Below are 16616 nucleotides of genomic sequence, written 5' to 3'. Positions count from 1 at the left end.
CCGAGAAGCTCGCAAGCCTCATCGTCATCGTGATGCTCGCCATCACATGGGCCTACCGATGCGCCACCCAAACCATGGGCATGAAGGCCATACCCCGCAAAAGCCACGGCCGCCGCGAAAAATCCTGGTTCCGCATCGGTCTCGACGCACTCAGAGACTGGATCGTCAACTGCCCCAAAGCAGCCGCCCACGCGTGGCTCGAAAAAGCACCCCGAAGATCGATGATCAGCTCAAAAAACGCCTGAGTCGTGTACCGTGAACGGATTCAGGCGACACGCTTTAAGTCCTTGTTTTTATGCATGTCGTTGTCCCAGAACCGCTGCACACTTCTGGGCGACATGCATTGGTACTCGACCTAATGATGGTTATCATCCCTGTGCCGATGCCGGTGCGCTGCCTGCTTTGCCCGGTTGCCGCAGGCAGCCATGCTGCACCAGCGGCGCCTGTGCCCGCGGGTATGATCGGCAAATAGCAGTGTGCAAGCTGGACCTTCGCAAGCCTTCACATGTGAAAAATCCTCGGTGCAGACAAGTTTAGCCAGCGCCTCTCCGATCGGCAGCAAGAGTGCGTCTGGCGTCCGCCATTTGCGGGCCGTCTGAAGCGCGAATGGTGCGCCGCTGCCGGCCGGCGCGATCCGGCTGAAGGTTTCGTCGCGTTCCAGCAGGCGGTTGAGCGGGTCGAGTTCCGCCAGATCCGCCCCCATCAGCACCCGCCCCTTGCGGCGATGCACGAAGCCTCTGAACCATTCGCGCAAATGCCGTGCCTGATCGGCCACCTTGTCGAGTTCGCCGGGCAGCGCCTGTCCACGAATGGTTGCCAGCGCTTCCGCCGGCACCAGCCGCGCCTGCCCCAGCCAGTCCAGCAGGCCCTCGCCGTCGTCGATCCAATCGACAGGCCTGTCGAGCGGGGTCGCGATCGAGTTGAGGAAATCCAGGCCGGGCGCGTCGCCGACAAAGAGCGCGGGTGAGCGAACCATCGAAACTCCAATTCACGCCCGCAGCTTCGCCACGCGGGCGTCCATCCGTGAACACGTGTCCGTGATAACCTGTTTGCATCGTCTTGACAAGTTATGCCTCAAATGCGTAACCGTCTTATATCGTTTAATGGGGTTATCAATCGACAAGAGGAAACGGTATGCTCACAAAGGAATTGGCTGTCGTTTCAGTCCATACCGAGGCCGTCGTCGGGATCACCCTTGAGGCCGCGCAAGGCTGACGTCCAGGTTGAAATAACCCTCTGGTGCAAAACAATTGAGTTACGAAAATGGAGAGAAAAATGACCACCTACAGGACGGCAAATGTCGACGGCTTCAATATCTTCTATCGCGAGGCCGGCCGGCCCGTCGCGCCAAAGCTGCTTCTGCTGCATGGCTTTCCAAGCTCGAGCCATATGTTCCGGGACCTTATTCCGCTGCTGGCCGACCGCTTCCACATCGTCGCGCCCGACCTGCCGGGCTTCGGCCGCTCCGACATGCCTCAGGCCGACGAATTCGCTTACACGTTTGACCGGATCGCGGAGATCATCGACCGCTTCACCGAGGTGGTCGGCTTCGAACGCTATGCCGTCTATGTCTTCGACTATGGCGCGCCGACCGGCTTCCGGCTGGCGGTGAAGCATCCCGAACGCATTGCCGCGATCATTTCGCAGAACGGCAACGCCTATGAGGAGGGCCTGGGTGAGGACTGGAACCCGATCCGCGCCTATTGGCGGGACCCCTCGCCCGCCAACCGCGAGGCGCTGCGTCCGGCCTTCAAGCCGGCGGCGGTTGCCTGGCAGTACACGTATGGCGCGCCGGCAGAACTCGTCTCGCCCGACGGCCATTCGCTCGACAGCTTCTATCTCAGCCGTCCAGGCGCGGAAGAGATCCAGCTCGACCTCTTCGGCGACTACAAGAGCAATGTCGCCCTCTATCCGACCTTCCAGGCCTATTTCCGGGCCCACAAACCGCCTTTCCTGGCGGTGTGGGGCAAGAACGACCCGTTCTTCCTGCCACCCGGCGCCGAGGCGTTCAAGCGCGACATGCCGGATGCGGTGGTGCGTTTTCTCGACACCGGGCATTTCGCGCTCGAAACCCATGCCGGCGAAATCGCCGCCGCCATCCGCGACTTCCTCGGCTGATAAGGAGAAACGCCATGTCGAAATCCGTCGCTGTCATCACCGGCGCCAGCCAAGGCATCGGCCAGGCCACCGCCATTCGGCTGGCGCGGGATTTTTCCGCGCTGGTGCTGGTCGCGCGCAACCGGGCGAAGCTGGAAGAGACCGCCAAGGCCATCCAAAGCGCAGGCGCGGAAGTGCTGGTCATCGATGCCGACCTCGCCCGGCCGGACGCCGCCCAGGCGGTGGTCGACCAGGCGCTTGCCACCTTCGGTCGGATCGACGGGCTGCTCAACATCGCCGGCGCGGTGCCGCAGATCGATCTCTTCGAGATGAGCGACGAGCAGTGGGACGCCGGCCTGGCGCTGAAGCTGCATGGCGCCCGGCGGCTGACCGTCGCGGCATGGCCGGCGCTGAAGGCGGCCGGCGGCTCGGTGGTGCTGATGTCCGGCAATTCGGCGCTGTTTCCGAAAGCGCCTTATGCGGCGGTCGCAACGATCAACGCCGCAATCGTGGCGCTCGCCAAGGCCTTTTCCGGCCGCGGCATCGCCGACGGCGTGCAGGTCAACAGCGTGTTGCCGGGCCCGGTGATGACCGGCCGCCGACGCTCCTATCTCGAGCACTGGGCGCCGCTCCACAAGATGAGCGTCGAGGAAGCGACGGCGAATTTTCCAAAGGAAGCTGGCATCGCCCGCTACGGCGAGCCGGAGGAGATCGCCGAGTTGATGGCTTTCCTCGTCTCGCCGGCGGCGCACTGGATGACCGGCTCGACGTTGCGCATGGACGGCGGCGAGGTGAAATCTGTTTGACGTCGGAAGGAGGACGAAGAAATGATTGCATGGGACCGCGTGACCCGCGCGCATGTCTTGCGCGCGATGGAAGATTACGACCGGCTGGGGCCTGAGCGGTTTTTCGCCGAGCATGGCTTTGCGCCAACCACGAGCTATGATCTGGCCTGGGAAGACCGTCTCTATCCGCCAAAGGCCATCCTCGGCACCGCCTATCAGTTCGCCACGGGCGCGCGGCTCGCGTCTGGCGATTTCGAGGGCGGCAAAAGCGGCGCGGTGAAGGTGCTTGGCGCGCTGGGATTCACCGTCCAGCCAAGGCAGAGATAGCACAGCCGGCGATTGCTGCGCCGATTCCGCAAACGGCCATAACGCCTTGGCGCGATTGAGAAAGCCAAGGCCGCTGGCGGCACGTCCCCAACAGTTCGCCGCGCAATAATATTCTCTTCGGCTGCGAATATACGGATTGGCTTGGCTTTCAAATCCGTGGCTTCAGCGGCATTGCGGGCAACGCAATTCCACCTATCCGATCCAGGTCCTGCCATGGCGTTTCGCCTTTTCGTTCCGATCCTTGCCGGCGCTACGCTTCGCGAACGGCTGCTTGCCTGCATCGGCGCGACCATCGGCATCGCGCTCACCGGTATGATCAGCGGGCTCGCCATGGGGAGCGGTCCGCTTGTGGCGATGCTGGTGGCGCCCATGGGCGCTTCCGCCGTGCTGCTCTTTGCCGTTCCGTCGAGCCCACTGGCGCAGCCCTGGTCGATCATCGGCGGCAACACGATTTCGGCGCTGGTCGGCGTGACGGTGGCGCATTTCGTGCACGACACGGTGATCGCCTCCGGCCTTGCGGTCGCGCTGGCGATCGCCGCCATGTCGTTCACGCGCTCACTGCATCCGCCGGGCGGCGCCGCAGCGCTTACCGGCGTGCTCGGCGGGCCAGCCGTTGCCGCCGCCGGCTTCCTGTTTCCCTTCGTGCCGGTGGCGCTGAACTCGATCGTCCTGGTTGCGCTCGGCTTCCTTTTCCACAAAATGTCGCGGCGCAACTATCCCCATGTGCACGTGCCCGCCGCCAGTGGGCACGGCACGGCCGACCGGTCGCCGGCCGAACGCGTCGGCTTCCGACCCGAGGATGTCGATGCGGCGCTCTCCGCGCTCGACGAGACCTTCGACATCGACCGTGACGACCTGGAGCGCCTGCTGCGCCAGGTCGAGCTGCAGGCGGTGGTGCGCGCGCAGCGCACGCTGCTTTGCTGGGACATCATGTCCCGCGATGTGATCTCGGTGACCGAAACAGCCTCCGCCGACGAGGCGCGCAAACAGCTGATCGACCACAACATCCGCACCTTGCCGGTGGTCGACACGGACGGACGGCTCTCGGGCGCGGTCGGCCTGCGCGAGCTGACAAAGGCGACCGACACGGTGAAAGGGGTGATGTCGAAGGCCGGCACCGCCTCGCCCGACACGCCGGCGATGAGCCTGCTGCCGGTGCTGACCGACGGGCGCAGCCATGCGGTGGTGATCGTCGATGCCGAACGGCGCATCCTCGGCCTGATCACCCAGACCGACCTGCTTGCGGCGGCCGCGCGCGTGCAACAGGCAGACAAGGCGCAGCTGAAAGCTGTGGCCTAAGCAAGGCACTCACCCCGGCATGCCGGCTGCCCGGTCGAGACGCCGCGCGGCGCGCCTGGCCTCTGTCGGCCGGGTGACATACGTCCATGAACCATCATAGACCGCTTGCCGCCGCTCGATCCAGGCGCTCAAGCCTTCGCGCAGGTCCGCTGTCGGAGCCACCCGGGCGAATTGCTCGGCCTCGACCAGCAGACCTTCCGCGATGCTCGAGTCGATGCCACGCGCCACCGCGGTGAGGATGCTGGCGACCGCCGCTGGCGAATGGACGAGAATGCGGCGGGCAAGGTCGAAGGCCGCTCGTAGCAGTTCGGCGTGCGGTACGACATGGTTGACCAGGCCAAGCTCGGCTGCGCGCTCGGCCGAAAATGTCTCGCCGGTCAACAGCAGCTCCAGCGCGCGCTTGCGCCCCGCAAGTCTAGGCAGACGCTGCGTGCCGCCGAAAGTCGGCGGCATGGCAAGCTTTATCTCTGGCTTGGCGAACAACGCGCGGTCGCTGGCGATGGCCAACGGCACCGCTTCGGTGATCTCGCAGCCGCCGCCAAAGGCGATGCCGTTGACGGCGGCGATGACCGGCTTGCGAAATGCTTCCAGCCGCGCCGTCAAGCGCTGGCCACGGATGACGAAATCGCGCAGCGCGGCGTCGGTGCCTCCGGCCACGCTGAACGAGAATTCGTGGATATCGGCGCCGGCGGAAAACGCGCGTTCCCCTGCCCCTGTGAGGATGACGGCGCCCACGCCATCGTCCGTCTCGATCAGGTCGAGAAGCAAAAGCAGCCGGTCGATCAGCGCGTAGTTCAGCGCGTTCAGCTTGTCGGGGCGGTTGAGGGTGAGGATCGCGACGCGGTCGCGCGTCTCGCGCAGCACAAGTTCGGTCATGATTTATCCTTTCCGGAGGGCGGTGGAACGAGAGCAGGTTTTCGATTGCTTGTATATTCACTAGTTGGTATACTCATGGGATGAGCGAAAAGCCCAATCCCACGCGAAAACGCCTCGTCGACGCGGCGACCAAGCTCTTCTATGCCGAGGGCATCGGTCGCGTCAGCGTGGATGCAGTGGCCGAAAAAGCAGGCCTCACCAAGCGCACGCTCTACTACCATTTCAAGAGCAAAGACGATTTGATCGCGGCCTATCTCGACGGGCGCGACCAGCCTAACCTCGAGCAGATGGCGGGCTGGTTCGACGCGGCGGGAGGCGGAGCGGACAAGAAGGTCGAGGCGATCTTCACCAACCTGGCGCGGGTGGCGCGTCATCCCAAATGGAAGGGTTGCGGCTTCCTGCGCACGGCGGCCGAGCTGGCGGCAATGCCCGGACATCCGGCGGTCAAGGCTGGGGCGCGCCACAAGACCAATTTCGAAAAATGGCTGGCCGGCGCGCTTTCAGACCACGATGTCGGCGAGGCGAAGATGCTGGCGCGCGAGATCGTGCTTTTGATGGACGGCGCCTTTTCGAGCATGCTGATCCATCATAATCCCGACTATGTCACTGCTGCCGGCCATGCCGCCGCGACGCTGGTGCGGGCGAGGATGGCAGGCAAACGCGGCGCTTAAAGCGCGTCGGGCTGAAACGGATTCAGGCGACACGCTTTAGTCTTTGTTTTTATGCATGTCGTTGTCCCAGAACCGCTGCACACTGCTGGGCGACATGCATTAGATGCCGAGGCTCCCGATTGGCGCGATCCGACGAGGTAGTGTCTCAGGCCCATGCCAGCCAGGCGGTACCGGCGAGAAGCGTCACCAGGGTCAGCGGCAGGCCGACCCTGAAGAAGGCAGCGAAGGAAAGCTCCTTGCCGGCCGCCTTCGCCTGCTCGGCGACGATCAGGTTGGCGACCGAGCCGAGCAGCGTGAAATTGCCGGCAAGGGTCGAGCTCATCGCCACGACCAGCCAAGCGCGCTCCGGGTTTTCCAACCCGGGAATGAAGGGCCTGAGCGCCAGCACCGCCGGCACATTGCTCATGATGTTGGAAAGCACCGCCGTGAAGCCGGAGAGCCGCCAGACATCGTCAAGCCCGATGTTCTTCGCCCAGGCGATCATGTCGGTCGTGAGCAGCGTGCGCTCGGCGCCCGCCACCACCACGAACAGGCCGGCGAACATGAAGAGCAGCGGGCCGTCGATCTCGCGGTAGATGCGCCGCGGCTTGATTGCGCGCGTGACGAGAAGGAAGGCGCCGGCGATCAGCGCCGCCTTGGCGACGGGAACGCCGGCGAAGAAGGCCAGCGCCAGCAGCACGCAGACGATGGTGGCCTTCAGCACCTGTCCGGGCAGCATGCGGCCGCGATAGACCTCCGGGCTGAGTTCGGCGGGGCGGGAGAATTCGGCGCGGTAGACGATGCGCACGATGACGATGACGCAGAGCAGGCCGAACAGCGCCACCGGCGCAAGCGCCAGCGTGAAAGCCGGATAGGAAATGCCGGACAGCGCGCCGATCACCATGTTCTGCGGATTGCCGGTGATGGTGGCGACGCTGCCGCAGTTCGAGGCCGTGCAGGTAGCGATGAGGTAAGGCACCGGGTTGCGGTTGATGACGCGGGTGACATGGACGACGATCGGTGCCATCACCAGGCAGATCGCATCATTGACCAGGAAGGCCGAGAGCACGCCGGTCAATAGCGTCACCATCACCAAAAGCATGAAGGGCGCATGGGCGTGCTCGATGGCAAAGCCGCCGAGCGCGCGAAACGCGCCCGAGACCTTCAAATGCGCGACCACGATCATCATGCCGAGCAGCAGCGTGACGGTGTCGAAATTGATGGCTTTGTAGGCATCCTCCATGCCGATCGCGCCGATGGCGATCATGGCGGCGCCGCCGAGCAGCGCGATGCCGGCGCGGTCGAGGCGCAGGCCCGGAATGCGGCCGACGGCGACGCCGGCATAGGTGAGCACGAGGATGAAAAGCGCGCCCGTGCCGGTCCATGTCATTGCAAGAAGGCCCCCGTTGCCTGCCATGGCCGGCAGAATCCGCCGGCGCATTGGGACGGCATCACATTTAGCAAGGGCAGCGCAAAGGGGAAGCGCACAAGCACGTGAAAGCGTCATGACGCCTTCGTCGCTTTCACATTCATAAACCCTAATGTAAATAATAGTGAAATAACATATGTGACCGATAATCCAGGCGTTGGGGGACTAAACGGATGAACACGGTCGTTGAAGCAGAACATCGCATCCCATCACGGGAGGAATTGATGCGTCCGCAGGAATGCTCCCGCTGTCACGGGGCCAAGAAGGTTTTCGTTTGCGCGCGCTGGCTGAGCTCGAACGGCCATTGCTGCCCAGGAGGCACGCACCGGCTGAGTTGTCCTGGGCATAGCATCGCCTGCCTCGAATGCAGCGGGCGCGGCAGCTAGCAAGATTGGAGAAGCCGACATGTCGGCCGCAAACGCCACCGAAGCGGGAACCCGTCTTGGCGGAGGCGGCAGTCATCAAAGCTTCCGCTCCTTGCCGGCTCGGCGAGAACGCCGCCATCGCGCTGATGCTGACCGATATCATCATGCCGGGCATGAATGGCCGTCAGTTGGCCGAACAGGCACGCAAACATTCCCGCTCGCTGACAGTGGTGTTATGACCGGCTTCACCCGCAACGCAGTCGTGCACAGTGACGTGCTCGCCCACGATGTGCACTTCATCGCCAAGCCGTTCACGCTGGAACAACCGGCGGCGAAGCTCAGGGACGCGCTGACGACACCCTGAAGCCTGCTCGTGCCTTGCGCCTGTCAGATGCGGCCGAGCAGCACCAGGATAATCACGATAACCAGGACTAGCCCGAGGCCGCTACCGCCATAATAGCCGGTGCCGTAGAAAGGCCCGCCGCCAAAGCCGCTGAAGCCGCCAAGCAGGGCAAGAATGAGAATGATGATGAGAATTGTGCCGAGGCCCATGGTTTCTTCCTCTTTGTGACTGTGCGATCCCGCGCTTTGTTATCGAGGAAGTGAACTCGCAAGCCGCGCGCATGTTCCGCGCGACTTCGGCAGCCGGCTTGGGTTTTCGGGCCGCGGATCAGCGGGCCTGACCCGCGTGGAACCATTTCCCAGCCGGCAACGTTGGAACCTGCCCATCCGGGCAATCTTGGCAAGGAGGGCATCACATGGGCGCGTCTGTTCTTATCGGGATCCTGATTACCTTCCTGGTGGTGATCCTGGTGCTCTATCTCGTGCAACGGTTGCCGCTCGATGCCCGCGCGCGACAGATTGCGCAGATCATCGTCATCATCATCGGAATCACATCGTTGCTCAAATATCTTGCGGTGTTCTAGCCGCGATCCATATTCGACACAGGAAACTCCGAAGCCTGGTATCCCATGAGAACCCTGTCGATCGCATTTCTTGCCGGTACAATGTTGTGCGCTGCGAGCGCTGCCTACGCCCGGCCAGACACGCGCGCCATGACTTGCGCACAGACGCAGGTGCTGATCAGAAGCGACCATGCCGTGGTCTTGACGACCGGACCGGACACTTATGACCGCTTCGTGCGGCAGTTCGGTAATGAGTGGCCGGAAGTGCCTGTCTCGACGACCGTCCCGACCAAGGACGGCGAGTGCCGCGCCTATCGGTGCGAGGAGCCGATCAACCTTCCCGGCTGACCGATGCTTCTTGCATTTGGGCGCGGAACCATTGCAACCTCATGTGGGTTGTAGCAGCCAGCAGCGGGACTTTGCCGGCTGCGACTTGGTTCTGCGTAACAGCAGGAGGAACGGCGATGCCTGAAATCGCGCGCAGCGGCAGTTGCCTGTGCGGGGGCGTGCAGTTCCGCGTGGCCGGCGAGCCGATGCGGGTTGGGCTTTGCCATTGCAAGGATTGCCGCAAGACAAGCGGATCGGCCTTTCATGCCTATGCCGTGTGGCCGCGTCAAGCGTTCGAAACCAGCGGAATCACCAGCACCTATGGCACGCGAAGTTTTTGCCCTACCTGCGGAAGCCGCGTTCCGTTCGTCGGCGAAGATGAGGTCGAGGTCACGATCGGCAGCCTGGACATCGCGCCCACCGAAGGGCTGGTGCCGAGCTACGAGCTCTGGACCGGACGCCGCGAATCCTGGCTGCAGGCCCTCCCCGCGGCGCGTCAGTTCGAACATGATCGGATCGCGGGTGATTCGGCTGCCGGCGATGAAACCGGCCTGGAACCGCGGCAAAGGTCGGCCTAGGTCGAATTCTTGCTGGACTTAAGTCCCAACGATAATCGCCTTCAGTCGAGTGAAGCCTTCGGCACGTCCTGGAAATGGCCGGCTGTCGATTGATATGCGCGGACTTTTCTTGAAGTTTCGCACTTTTCAACCAGCGGTCGGTTTGCCGGCCAATCAGCCGAAGGTAGCATTCTTGGGCAGGCACGTTTTTTCACACAGCAGCGCCCATAGAGTTATCCGCTTTTACGAAATATAGAATTTTCAACATGCTCCTTGCAGCAATACAATCTTTAGGATTGTTTCGCCTGCCTCCAGCAGTGCTTATCACGTGAAATATCAAACTGCAGTTGCAACACCAAAGTGAAAATTCTTTCGGCTCAAGAAATTTTTTAAACCATTTCCTTTCTGGATATGTCAAAATATGGCGTTCAAAATTGCCACGGACAGTTTGCCTATGACTTTGTGCCTTGTACAAAAGGCTACCTTTGTTTCTTTCAATTTTGCTACATAGTGTTTCCGTATCTTGGGACCGGACGAGGCGGTTTTCATGACGTCGGCGCTTGAACACGGCCGAAACACGCATACGCGGTATCCACCGATTGATGGGTTCTGGACCTGGGACATCAAGCGTGACCGTGTCTATGGCGACGCTAATCTTTCAGACTATTTCGGCCTGACACTCGACGAATTCTCGCACGGTGCGCCGCTGGAACGGTGGATGCAAAGCATCGACTTGGATGACCGCCCCAGGGTCCGACTGGCAATCCGCAGGGCAATAGAACGCAAATCGGGCTTTAGGGAAGTTTACAGGGTCCGTTCGGAAAAAATGGGGCTGCGCAAGATCCTGGCCGTCGGCCAATGCTATGTTGACGGCGTGGGCGAGGCTGCGCTCTATCCCGGCTGGTTCGTCGATCTGACGAAGGATGCCGCGGGCGAGGAACAGTCGCTGCGCGAGATCCACAACCATATCGGACAGGCCAGGGACATCGCACGATCGATCGGACACGACATGTTGGCTTATCTTCTGGACAACATCGAGGAAGAGGTCGAGCAGCGGCTTCACGGGAGGCGAAGATCGTCCTGAAGCAGCTTTCGCCGATCGCTTGCAGGCTAGCTTCGCTTGCCGCGCCTGCCGACTTCAGCCGTGACCATGCGCGCGAAATGCGACTGGGGCGATCGGTGCTCGATGAGTTTCGCGCGCTCCAGGGCCGCATCGCCATAAAATTCGATCAGCACTCCGGCGGCCCGAACAGCATCGGCCCTCAACCGGTCGAAATCAGCCTGCCCGCTCTCGATCGAGGGCTCGCTCCTGGCAATCACATCAAGCATAGCTTGCAACTTATCAGGACTGCTGCCCTCATCTTCGTGCATGGTCGCTATCCGATTGGCAGCGTAAAATATCGACATTTCCGCGCAATGTCCAACAGGTTCGTTGATCGGGCGTCAGTGCAACCGAGTACAGCTTCACCGCGCATGGGGCTACAACCTTCATAAAAGTATAGTGAGCCAAACTTACCGCGCAGATATTTGGGGGCACCGATGGACCAACCTAGCAAAATGGAAAACCTGCAGTTTGCGCAGGGGATTTTGCGAGAGCTTCGCCAGAAGGCGGAAGCAGATGGCGAGAAGCTCCTGACCTATCTCATCGACATGGCTTATCTCGAGGCCAGCGATCGTATCCGCGCCCACTGGATCGGCAGCCACGAACACGAAGGCCGCCGCGCCAAGGGCTGAGCCACCCAAAGGAATTCCGGGAAAGCGCGCCGCGGTTTTCCGCGCGGAACTGTGTCAAAACAATAGATAGAGCGCTTCTTCGTTTCGGTGGAACGATAAGCGCCCTGACCATCACACAAACGCCCGAAACGCAAAAAAGCCCGCCATGCCGAAAGGCATGGCGGGCTGGATTTTCAAGTGGCGGGGGCCATGTCCGGCAGCCTCGCCGCCGGTCTATGACGCGGCAGCCTTCTGACGGACCGGAAGCTTCCACCCGGGCCGCGCGAAATGGCAGGTGTATCCGTTGGGATAACGCTCCAGATAATCCTGGTGCTCGGGCTCGGCTTCCCAGAAGGGGCCGACCGGGGCGAGCTCGGTGACGACCTTGCCGGGCCACAGGCCGGACGCGTCGACATCGGCGATCGTGTCCTCGGCGATCCGCTTCTGCTCGTCGCTCACGTAGAAAATCGCCGAGCGATAGCTCGTGCCGATATCGTTGCCCTGGCGGTTCCTCGTCGTCGGATCGTGGATCTGGAAGAAGAATTCGAGCAGCGTGCGGAAACTGGTCCTGGCCGGGTCGAAGACGATCTCGATCGCCTCTGCGTGGGTGCCGTGGTTACGGTAGGTGGCGTTGGGGACGTCGCCGCCGCTGTAGCCGACCCGCGTTAAAACAACGCCGGGCAAGCGTCGGATCAAATCCTGCATGCCCCAGAAGCAGCCGCCGGCAAGGACCGCGCGCTCGGTGGAAGAAGCCATGTCACACCTCCTTTGGATTGCCCCATAGATAGGAGTTGTGGCCGGATTCTTCCAGCGATTCGTGGCGGCGGCCACGCTCGGCTGTCGCGATGACATCAATGTTTCGAAAAGCCCGCCGGCCGCGACTTCGAACCTGCCGCGATCAGGAATCCCGCGTCTGTTTGAACCTTCGCACCACGACCTCGAAGACGATGTCCGAGAACTGCTCGAGACTGTTTTGATTGGCATCGAAGTCTTGTGAAAAATCCTTGGGCAGCAGCGTCAGCACGACCTTCAGATACTGGTCGGGCTTTTCGGCCCTGACCGCGGCGATGACGCCGGCGCCGTGGGCGCGGAAGTCGGCGCGAAGGGCGGCGGCGAAGTCGTCGACGAGCGTCTTTCGCGGGCGCTTCGGGCGGGTGGAGGGAGCGGCCTCGACCTGAGGAGCCGTCGGCTTTCGCCCTGCCCGCTTGGCGCCGACGGACTTGCAGGGCATGGCCTTGCGTTCGTCAGCCATGGACAGCCGCGTCGGATGGCGCGGCTTTCGCCGCCTTCGCCTTGCGAACCTTGCGCACCGGCTTTTTTCGCCGCTTGGCGCGGACAGGTTTCGGGGACTCCAAGTCTGCAGCCGGCGCCGCCATTGCCCTCAGCTTCGCCGTGACGATGCGGACCGCAGACGGGCCGAGACCCTGGCGCGGGAAACCGAAACCGGCAACCGCATCGACCGTGCCGCCACGCACCATGCCGATGCGCACGCCCGGCGCAACCTGCTCGACGCGGCCTGAGCCGTGCGGCAGGCTCGAGCCCTCGAATTCGCCGATGGTGCTGACGATCTCGGCGCCGTCATCGGCGATAATGATGGTGGCGTAGCGCGGCATGCAAGACTTCCGATGGAAAGGTCGAGTCGTCGACGCTTCGAAAAGTGGGCGGCGCCAAAAACAAAACCCGCCGGGGCGGCGGGTCATTGGCGCAAATCAGCACCATTGACAAAATAATAGCATAGCTGCCCTCACTGGGCAATGGCTTCTAGGTACATTTTCCTAGATTTCTCTGAAAACCAAACGGGCGAGGCCATGCGCGGACCACAGCCTTAGATTGAATGCCGGCCGACAGCACGGGCGAAATTCTTGTCGGAACCAACCTTGGTCCGATGGGTTCCATCCTTAGTCGCAACGCGACGGACGAACCGTCTCGGAACAGAGGAGAAGATCATGCTTACGAAGATTCTTGCAGCTTCGGCCCTGACGATCGGTCTCGCCACGGCGGCGATGGCCCAGAGTGCCGGCACAGCCGGAAATAACGGCAGCGGCCAGACCATCACAACCGAGCCGAGGACGCCGGCCACCCCGCCGCCTGACCAGGCCGCGCCCGACACCAGCCCGACCGGCAGCATCACCGGCGGCGACATGAATTCGAACGCCGACAAGAACTGCCCGAACACCCCGCAGGGCGCTCAGGGCGATGCCAACAGCCCCACCGCCAGCACGATGCAGCCGAACGTCAACGACAATAATTGCGGCAAGTAAGGTGACTGGGCAAGTAAGGGCACTGGGCTTCGTGCAAGGGCCGTGGAGCGCGCTCCACGGCCCTGATTTTACCCAGGCGGTGCGCCCGCGGGAGCCATGAGACGCGGAACCATGGAACGCCCGGGTCGTTGCAGGAGGAAAAAGGAGAAAAACAATGGCAAACAATGACACCAGCACCGCCAATTCAGCCAACGGCAACGCCAAGACCACCGCCGCGCGCAGCCGCGCCGTGTCGCGCAGCAGCACTGCGTCGCGTGGCGGCGCACGGGCCTCAAGGGCATCCGAAGGCGCGATGAAAAAACAGATCGCGGAGTTGAAGCGCGAGGTGAGCCGGCTGAACCGCGCGCTTTCCGAACAAGCTGAAGAGGCCGCGCGAGGCTGGTACCAGAGCACGACCGGCCGCGCCTCGAACCTCTACAGCGGCGCCTCCAAGCGCGCGTCGCGCGCGGCAAGCCAGTTGCGCAGCCAGGCGCATAGCGTGTCGGAAACGGTGCAGCAGAACCCGGGCACATTCTCGACGGCGATGCTGATCGGCGGCCTCGTCGGGCTGCTGGCCGGCATGGCGATCAACAGGAACGCAGGCGCCGAGCCGGACTGGCTGCGCCGCTGGCACAGGTAAACATTTCTGGCCCGGCTGGAGCAGCCGGGCCAATCGACAATAGTGGACGAAGGCTGCCTGCGGCGGCCGCGGAAGGAAGGCCGGGACGTCGCGCCCGGCCTTTTCTTTCCATGCCAGGCTTTTTCTTTTCAAGGTTGTGCCATCCCTGCCCTGTTGCTGTAGCCGGTTGTCCCGGGCTGGCCATTAGCTGGAGCTTATGGGATCATTCCGTCAGGGAATCGCGGAGAGCGGCATGGACAGACCTGCCATGGCGTCCGTCTTTCGGATGCGGCATGTGCCAGCAAGCATTTCGGGCGTTCGCAGCCTTGGCCGAGGCCAGGCCGATCCGATCTTCCATTCGAGGCCGCTCGGCGAGGCGGTCCGTTTCATCGCCCAGGCCGACGGCCAGTACGACTTGAGCGCCGTCGCCATCGCCTATGGCGACCGCCAGACGCCGCCGCTCGGCAGCCGCGAGATCAGGCAGCTCTGGAGCGAATATGGCGAGCGCTGGATGGAGGCGTAGGGGCCCGCCCGGATCGGAAACGCTCCTCATGCGTTCTTGAGGCGAGGTCAATGGGAGGAACGCCATGAACGTCGCCAATCTTCAGCTCGAAGGCCTGCTGATGGCCGTCGCCGCAGTCAACCATGTGCTCGTCAAGAAAGGCGTGCTGAGCGTCGAGGAGATCGATATCGCGCTGCGCAAGGCCGAAGCCGGCGAGACCGGCGAAGAGCGTTCGGAGGCGATTTCAGCGTCGAACCGCGACGCCATCAATTTCCCGATCCGGCTGCTCGAGCTCGCCAACCAGTGCCAGCCCGAAGCCGACATGCCGTCGTTCTCGAAGCTGGCCCGCATGGTAGGCCAGATGAAGGAGCCGTATAACGACCAGATGTAAAGGATCGCTGTAGATATCACAAGCCAGCGCTGCCCCTCATCCGCCCTCCGGGGCACCTTCTCCCCGTAAACGGGGAGAAGGAAAAAAGCTCACGCCCTGCCCGGCCAGCCCTGCCTGACGGCCAGCACGCTGCCCGGGCCGTGGACTGCGGCGGAGAGGAGCCCGGCGGCGAATGGGAAATGCGACATGAAGGCGCCGAACTCGGCCTGGTTTCCGGCCCAGTGCGACGGGCCGTGGAAGGCAAAGCCGAGGAAGACGACATAGACCGCGCCGATCAGCGCCAGCGGCGTCAGGAAGGCGCCGGTGAGAAAAGCGATCACCAGCAGCGTTTCGAGGATCGCCGCGCACCAGGCCAGAAACAGCGGGAACGGGAAGCCGGCGGCGGCGATGTAGCCGGCGGTGGCGCCCATGTCCATGAACTTGAAGGCCACCCCCATCGCGAACATGGCGGCGAAGATCAGGCGGGCGATGAGAATGGCGGCGGTCTGCCAGGTCGATTGCGTTTCCACGTTTGTCCTCCGGGTTGTTGAAGCGATTGATGCCCCAAGGACGGAGGACGGGCGGTGGTTCCGACAGGGGGTAAGAAAATTGTTGGCTGGGAGGTGCGGCGCCTTTTCCTTCTCCCACAAAGGGAAGAAGGGGAGCCCCGCCCCTACCCCGCCTTCGCCTGCGGCGGATGGCTGATCGAATCGCGCACGGTGCCGTATTCGGCGCCCCAGCGGTCGGTCATGTCGCAGCGAATGTCCCAGAGCTCGGGGAAGAAGCGGTGGCGGGCGCCGCCTTCCAGGATTTCCACCGGGCGGCCCTTCAACGACTTCGCGCCGAGCCCGATCGAGCGGTGGATCAGGTAGAGGTGGTTGGCGCGGAATTTCTGGAACAGCTCGTCGAACTCGATCAGCGCCTCGGCCACGACGTAGGAATCGCCGTGGTCGTAATGCTCGTCATAGATATCCTCCACGGTCAGCCCGCGGCCGTCGAGGTAGGCATGCTTGAACGCCCGCCAAAGATCCGGCGGCAGGCGCAGCAACAGCTTGAAGCCCGGCGATTCCTGGCCGCTGCCATTGCCGAGCTGCAGGCGGATCTGCTGATACTCTTTCGGCGACATGGTCTCCAGGAGATCGAGCTGCGCCGTCATCATGCGCATCAGCCGGTGCACGCGGCCCATCAGCGTGACGATGCGATGCGTGTCCTCTCTTTCCAGGTAATCGATCACGTCGACCAGCGTATAGGCGATGAGCTTCATCCACAGCTCCTCGACCTGATGCACGATCTGGAACTGCAGCTCGTCGGCATTGACCATCTCGGAGAGCGGCTTCTGGCAGGCGAGAAGCTGATCGCATTTCAGATAGACGCCGTAATCGCGCATCTCGGGCGCTTCGATGCGGGCGTGATAGTCTTGCTTGTCCATGGTTCATCTCCTCGCGCGGGCATGTTGCGGCAAGCATAGCGCTTTCGGCTTGAACATTGTTCCTTTCTGTTATCCAAATGGCCTGAAATGGAGGACGATCCCGGTCATCTCTTGCCACATTGGAGA

At 62.6% G+C, this 16616-nt stretch carries 26 protein-coding genes and 1 pseudogene; 17 read left to right on the top strand and 10 right to left on the bottom strand.

Going from position 1 to position 16616, the window contains the following annotated elements:
- Positions 1 to 245 (top strand): annotated as a pseudogene (locus tag YU3_RS41415) (hypothetical protein); the annotation flags it as partial.
- 110 nt (positions 246 to 355) lie between these two features.
- Here the strand turns inward: YU3_RS41415 and YU3_RS0130645 are convergent.
- Positions 356 to 976, bottom strand: a complete 621-nt coding sequence (locus YU3_RS0130645; protein ID WP_027169783.1) for an ABATE domain-containing protein — start codon at positions 974 to 976, stop codon at positions 356 to 358.
- A 299-nt stretch (positions 977 to 1275) separates the two neighbouring features.
- Between YU3_RS0130645 and YU3_RS0130635 the strand changes: the two genes are divergently transcribed.
- From YU3_RS0130635 to YU3_RS0130620, 4 genes are all read left to right on the top strand, one after another.
- The gene (locus YU3_RS0130635) at positions 1276 to 2118 is read left to right on the top strand and encodes an alpha/beta hydrolase (RefSeq protein ID WP_027169782.1); all 843 of its coding nucleotides are present in this window, start codon (positions 1276 to 1278) and stop codon (positions 2116 to 2118) included.
- Positions 2119 to 2132: 14 nt separating this feature from the next.
- The gene (locus YU3_RS0130630) at positions 2133 to 2903 is read left to right on the top strand and encodes an SDR family oxidoreductase (protein WP_027169781.1); all 771 of its coding nucleotides are present in this window, start codon (positions 2133 to 2135) and stop codon (positions 2901 to 2903) included.
- 21 nt (positions 2904 to 2924) lie between these two features.
- Complete coding sequence (locus YU3_RS0130625) at positions 2925 to 3209, top strand: hypothetical protein (RefSeq protein ID WP_027169780.1); 285 nt, start codon at positions 2925 to 2927, stop codon at positions 3207 to 3209.
- A 213-nt stretch (positions 3210 to 3422) separates the two neighbouring features.
- Positions 3423 to 4508 carry an HPP family protein gene (locus YU3_RS0130620; protein WP_027169779.1) on the top strand — a complete coding sequence of 362 codons (1086 nt, stop codon included), beginning with the start codon at positions 3423 to 3425 and terminating at the stop codon, positions 4506 to 4508.
- Between the two features lie 9 nt (positions 4509 to 4517).
- Here YU3_RS0130620 and YU3_RS0130615 read toward each other — a convergent pair whose 3' ends face one another.
- Positions 4518 to 5384: a crotonase/enoyl-CoA hydratase family protein gene (locus tag YU3_RS0130615; protein ID WP_027169778.1), complete on the bottom strand. Its 867-nt coding sequence runs from the start codon at positions 5382 to 5384 to the stop codon at positions 4518 to 4520.
- 80 nt (positions 5385 to 5464) lie between these two features.
- Here YU3_RS0130615 and YU3_RS0130610 point away from each other — a divergent pair, with 80 nt between their 5' ends.
- Entirely contained in the window at positions 5465 to 6055 is a 591-nt protein-coding gene (locus YU3_RS0130610) for a TetR/AcrR family transcriptional regulator (RefSeq protein ID WP_027169777.1), read from the top strand.
- Positions 6056 to 6200: 145 nt separating this feature from the next.
- Here the strand turns inward: YU3_RS0130610 and YU3_RS0130605 are convergent, their stop codons facing one another.
- Positions 6201 to 7424 carry an anion transporter gene (locus YU3_RS0130605; RefSeq protein WP_027169776.1) on the bottom strand — a complete coding sequence of 408 codons (1224 nt, stop codon included), beginning with the start codon at positions 7422 to 7424 and terminating at the stop codon, positions 6201 to 6203.
- 481 nt (positions 7425 to 7905) lie between these two features.
- On the opposite strand from YU3_RS0130605, the gene YU3_RS41410 reads away from it, so the two are divergent.
- Both YU3_RS41410 and YU3_RS42180 read left to right on the top strand, forming a co-directional pair.
- Positions 7906 to 8067 carry a hypothetical protein gene (locus tag YU3_RS41410; RefSeq protein WP_198021749.1) on the top strand — a complete coding sequence of 54 codons (162 nt, stop codon included), beginning with the start codon at positions 7906 to 7908 and terminating at the stop codon, positions 8065 to 8067.
- Positions 8064 to 8192, top strand: a complete 129-nt coding sequence (locus YU3_RS42180) for a hypothetical protein (RefSeq protein WP_280798422.1) — start codon at positions 8064 to 8066, stop codon at positions 8190 to 8192. Before YU3_RS41410 ends, YU3_RS42180 begins: the two co-directional genes overlap by 4 nt.
- Positions 8193 to 8215: 23 nt before the next feature.
- Here YU3_RS42180 and YU3_RS39895 read toward each other — a convergent pair whose 3' ends face one another.
- A complete protein-coding gene (locus tag YU3_RS39895; RefSeq protein ID WP_084508415.1) occupies positions 8216 to 8380 on the bottom strand; it encodes a DUF3309 family protein in 165 nt (54 codons plus the stop codon).
- Between the two features lie 206 nt (positions 8381 to 8586).
- Here YU3_RS39895 and YU3_RS40925 point away from each other — a divergent pair, with 206 nt between their 5' ends.
- From YU3_RS40925 to YU3_RS37845, 4 genes are all read left to right on the top strand, one after another.
- Positions 8587 to 8754 carry a Thivi_2564 family membrane protein gene (locus tag YU3_RS40925; protein ID WP_156913650.1) on the top strand — a complete coding sequence of 56 codons (168 nt, stop codon included), beginning with the start codon at positions 8587 to 8589 and terminating at the stop codon, positions 8752 to 8754.
- 129 nt (positions 8755 to 8883) lie between these two features.
- Entirely contained in the window at positions 8884 to 9081 is a 198-nt protein-coding gene (locus YU3_RS0130580; RefSeq protein ID WP_348631198.1) for a hypothetical protein, read from the top strand.
- A 116-nt stretch (positions 9082 to 9197) separates the two neighbouring features.
- Complete coding sequence (locus tag YU3_RS37850; RefSeq protein ID WP_051334149.1) at positions 9198 to 9638, top strand: GFA family protein; 441 nt, start codon at positions 9198 to 9200, stop codon at positions 9636 to 9638.
- A gap of 526 nt (positions 9639 to 10164) precedes the next feature.
- A complete protein-coding gene (locus YU3_RS37845) occupies positions 10165 to 10701 on the top strand; it encodes a PAS domain-containing protein (protein ID WP_156913649.1) in 537 nt (178 codons plus the stop codon).
- Between the two features lie 26 nt (positions 10702 to 10727).
- On the opposite strand, the gene YU3_RS37840 is transcribed toward YU3_RS37845, so the two are convergent.
- Entirely contained in the window at positions 10728 to 10988 is a 261-nt protein-coding gene (locus YU3_RS37840) for a hypothetical protein (protein WP_156913648.1), read from the bottom strand.
- Between the two features lie 168 nt (positions 10989 to 11156).
- Here YU3_RS37840 and YU3_RS40920 point away from each other — a divergent pair, with 168 nt between their 5' ends.
- The gene (locus YU3_RS40920) at positions 11157 to 11351 is read left to right on the top strand and encodes a hypothetical protein (RefSeq protein ID WP_127235553.1); all 195 of its coding nucleotides are present in this window, start codon (positions 11157 to 11159) and stop codon (positions 11349 to 11351) included.
- Positions 11352 to 11564: 213 nt separating this feature from the next.
- Here the strand turns inward: YU3_RS40920 and msrA are convergent, their stop codons facing one another.
- From msrA to YU3_RS0130545, 3 genes are all read right to left on the bottom strand, one after another.
- A complete protein-coding gene (gene msrA / locus YU3_RS0130555) occupies positions 11565 to 12086 on the bottom strand; it encodes a peptide-methionine (S)-S-oxide reductase MsrA (protein ID WP_027169772.1) in 522 nt (173 codons plus the stop codon).
- Between the two features lie 142 nt (positions 12087 to 12228).
- On the bottom strand, positions 12229 to 12582 hold the full coding sequence (locus tag YU3_RS0130550; RefSeq protein WP_027169771.1) for a hypothetical protein: 354 nt from the start codon (positions 12580 to 12582) through the stop codon (positions 12229 to 12231).
- Positions 12575 to 12943 carry a hypothetical protein gene (locus tag YU3_RS0130545; RefSeq protein WP_027169770.1) on the bottom strand — a complete coding sequence of 123 codons (369 nt, stop codon included), beginning with the start codon at positions 12941 to 12943 and terminating at the stop codon, positions 12575 to 12577. The genes YU3_RS0130550 and YU3_RS0130545 overlap by 8 nt, the downstream gene beginning before the upstream one ends.
- Positions 12944 to 13276: 333 nt before the next feature.
- Here YU3_RS0130545 and YU3_RS0130540 point away from each other — a divergent pair, with 333 nt between their 5' ends.
- From YU3_RS0130540 to YU3_RS0130525, 4 genes are all read left to right on the top strand, one after another.
- Entirely contained in the window at positions 13277 to 13591 is a 315-nt protein-coding gene (locus YU3_RS0130540; RefSeq protein ID WP_027169769.1) for a hypothetical protein, read from the top strand.
- A gap of 154 nt (positions 13592 to 13745) precedes the next feature.
- A complete protein-coding gene (locus tag YU3_RS37835) occupies positions 13746 to 14210 on the top strand; it encodes a hypothetical protein (protein WP_051334148.1) in 465 nt (154 codons plus the stop codon).
- 232 nt (positions 14211 to 14442) lie between these two features.
- The gene (locus YU3_RS0130530) at positions 14443 to 14712 is read left to right on the top strand and encodes a hypothetical protein (RefSeq protein WP_027169768.1); all 270 of its coding nucleotides are present in this window, start codon (positions 14443 to 14445) and stop codon (positions 14710 to 14712) included.
- Positions 14713 to 14776: 64 nt separating this feature from the next.
- Positions 14777 to 15082 (top strand): hypothetical protein, encoded by a 306-nt coding sequence (locus YU3_RS0130525; RefSeq protein WP_027169767.1) that lies wholly within the window; start codon positions 14777 to 14779, stop codon positions 15080 to 15082.
- A gap of 89 nt (positions 15083 to 15171) precedes the next feature.
- Here the strand turns inward: YU3_RS0130525 and YU3_RS0130520 are convergent, their stop codons facing one another.
- Together YU3_RS0130520 and YU3_RS0130515 are read right to left on the bottom strand one after the other, a co-directional pair.
- Complete coding sequence (locus YU3_RS0130520; RefSeq protein ID WP_027169766.1) at positions 15172 to 15591, bottom strand: DoxX family protein; 420 nt, start codon at positions 15589 to 15591, stop codon at positions 15172 to 15174.
- A gap of 143 nt (positions 15592 to 15734) precedes the next feature.
- Positions 15735 to 16490, bottom strand: a complete 756-nt coding sequence (locus YU3_RS0130515; protein ID WP_027169765.1) for a tryptophan 2,3-dioxygenase family protein — start codon at positions 16488 to 16490, stop codon at positions 15735 to 15737.
- Positions 16491 to 16616: the final 126 nt, after the last annotated feature.

This window comes from Mesorhizobium sp. WSM3224, assembly GCF_000427725.1.
Taxonomy (GTDB): domain Bacteria; phylum Pseudomonadota; class Alphaproteobacteria; order Rhizobiales; family Rhizobiaceae; genus Mesorhizobium.
This window is presented reverse-complemented; position numbering and strand designations above follow the sequence as displayed.

Bases quoted from the DNA above. Each gene is read 5' to 3' on its own strand.
- YU3_RS0130625 (WP_027169780.1), top strand. From the start codon at position 2,925: ATGATTGCATGGGACCGCGTGACCCGCGCGCATGTCTTGCGCGCGATG.
- YU3_RS37835 (WP_051334148.1), top strand. From the start codon at position 13,746: ATGGCAAACAATGACACCAGCACCGCCAATTCAGCCAACGGCAACGCC.
- YU3_RS37845 (WP_156913649.1), top strand. From the start codon at position 10,165: ATGACGTCGGCGCTTGAACACGGCCGAAACACGCATACGCGGTATCCA.
- YU3_RS39895 (WP_084508415.1), bottom strand. From the start codon at position 8,380: ATGGGCCTCGGCACAATTCTCATCATCATTCTCATTCTTGCCCTGCTT.
- YU3_RS0130605 (WP_027169776.1), bottom strand. From the start codon at position 7,424: ATGACATGGACCGGCACGGGCGCGCTTTTCATCCTCGTGCTCACCTAT.
- YU3_RS0130610 (WP_027169777.1), top strand. From the start codon at position 5,465: ATGAGCGAAAAGCCCAATCCCACGCGAAAACGCCTCGTCGACGCGGCG.
- YU3_RS0130645 (WP_027169783.1), bottom strand. From the start codon at position 976: ATGGTTCGCTCACCCGCGCTCTTTGTCGGCGACGCGCCCGGCCTGGAT.
- YU3_RS42180 (WP_280798422.1), top strand. From the start codon at position 8,064: ATGACCGGCTTCACCCGCAACGCAGTCGTGCACAGTGACGTGCTCGCC.
- YU3_RS0130530 (WP_027169768.1), top strand. From the start codon at position 14,443: ATGGACAGACCTGCCATGGCGTCCGTCTTTCGGATGCGGCATGTGCCA.
- YU3_RS40925 (WP_156913650.1), top strand. From the start codon at position 8,587: ATGGGCGCGTCTGTTCTTATCGGGATCCTGATTACCTTCCTGGTGGTG.
- YU3_RS0130525 (WP_027169767.1), top strand. From the start codon at position 14,777: ATGAACGTCGCCAATCTTCAGCTCGAAGGCCTGCTGATGGCCGTCGCC.
- YU3_RS0130545 (WP_027169770.1), bottom strand. From the start codon at position 12,943: ATGCCGCGCTACGCCACCATCATTATCGCCGATGACGGCGCCGAGATC.
- YU3_RS0130635 (WP_027169782.1), top strand. From the start codon at position 1,276: ATGACCACCTACAGGACGGCAAATGTCGACGGCTTCAATATCTTCTAT.
- YU3_RS0130580 (WP_348631198.1), top strand. From the start codon at position 8,884: ATGACTTGCGCACAGACGCAGGTGCTGATCAGAAGCGACCATGCCGTG.
- YU3_RS0130615 (WP_027169778.1), bottom strand. From the start codon at position 5,384: ATGACCGAACTTGTGCTGCGCGAGACGCGCGACCGCGTCGCGATCCTC.
- YU3_RS0130515 (WP_027169765.1), bottom strand. From the start codon at position 16,490: ATGGACAAGCAAGACTATCACGCCCGCATCGAAGCGCCCGAGATGCGC.
- YU3_RS0130550 (WP_027169771.1), bottom strand. From the start codon at position 12,582: ATGGCTGACGAACGCAAGGCCATGCCCTGCAAGTCCGTCGGCGCCAAG.
- msrA (WP_027169772.1), bottom strand. From the start codon at position 12,086: ATGGCTTCTTCCACCGAGCGCGCGGTCCTTGCCGGCGGCTGCTTCTGG.
- YU3_RS0130630 (WP_027169781.1), top strand. From the start codon at position 2,133: ATGTCGAAATCCGTCGCTGTCATCACCGGCGCCAGCCAAGGCATCGGC.
- YU3_RS37840 (WP_156913648.1), bottom strand. From the start codon at position 10,988: ATGCACGAAGATGAGGGCAGCAGTCCTGATAAGTTGCAAGCTATGCTT.
- YU3_RS0130540 (WP_027169769.1), top strand. From the start codon at position 13,277: ATGCTTACGAAGATTCTTGCAGCTTCGGCCCTGACGATCGGTCTCGCC.
- YU3_RS0130620 (WP_027169779.1), top strand. From the start codon at position 3,423: ATGGCGTTTCGCCTTTTCGTTCCGATCCTTGCCGGCGCTACGCTTCGC.
- YU3_RS40920 (WP_127235553.1), top strand. From the start codon at position 11,157: ATGGACCAACCTAGCAAAATGGAAAACCTGCAGTTTGCGCAGGGGATT.
- YU3_RS37850 (WP_051334149.1), top strand. From the start codon at position 9,198: ATGCCTGAAATCGCGCGCAGCGGCAGTTGCCTGTGCGGGGGCGTGCAG.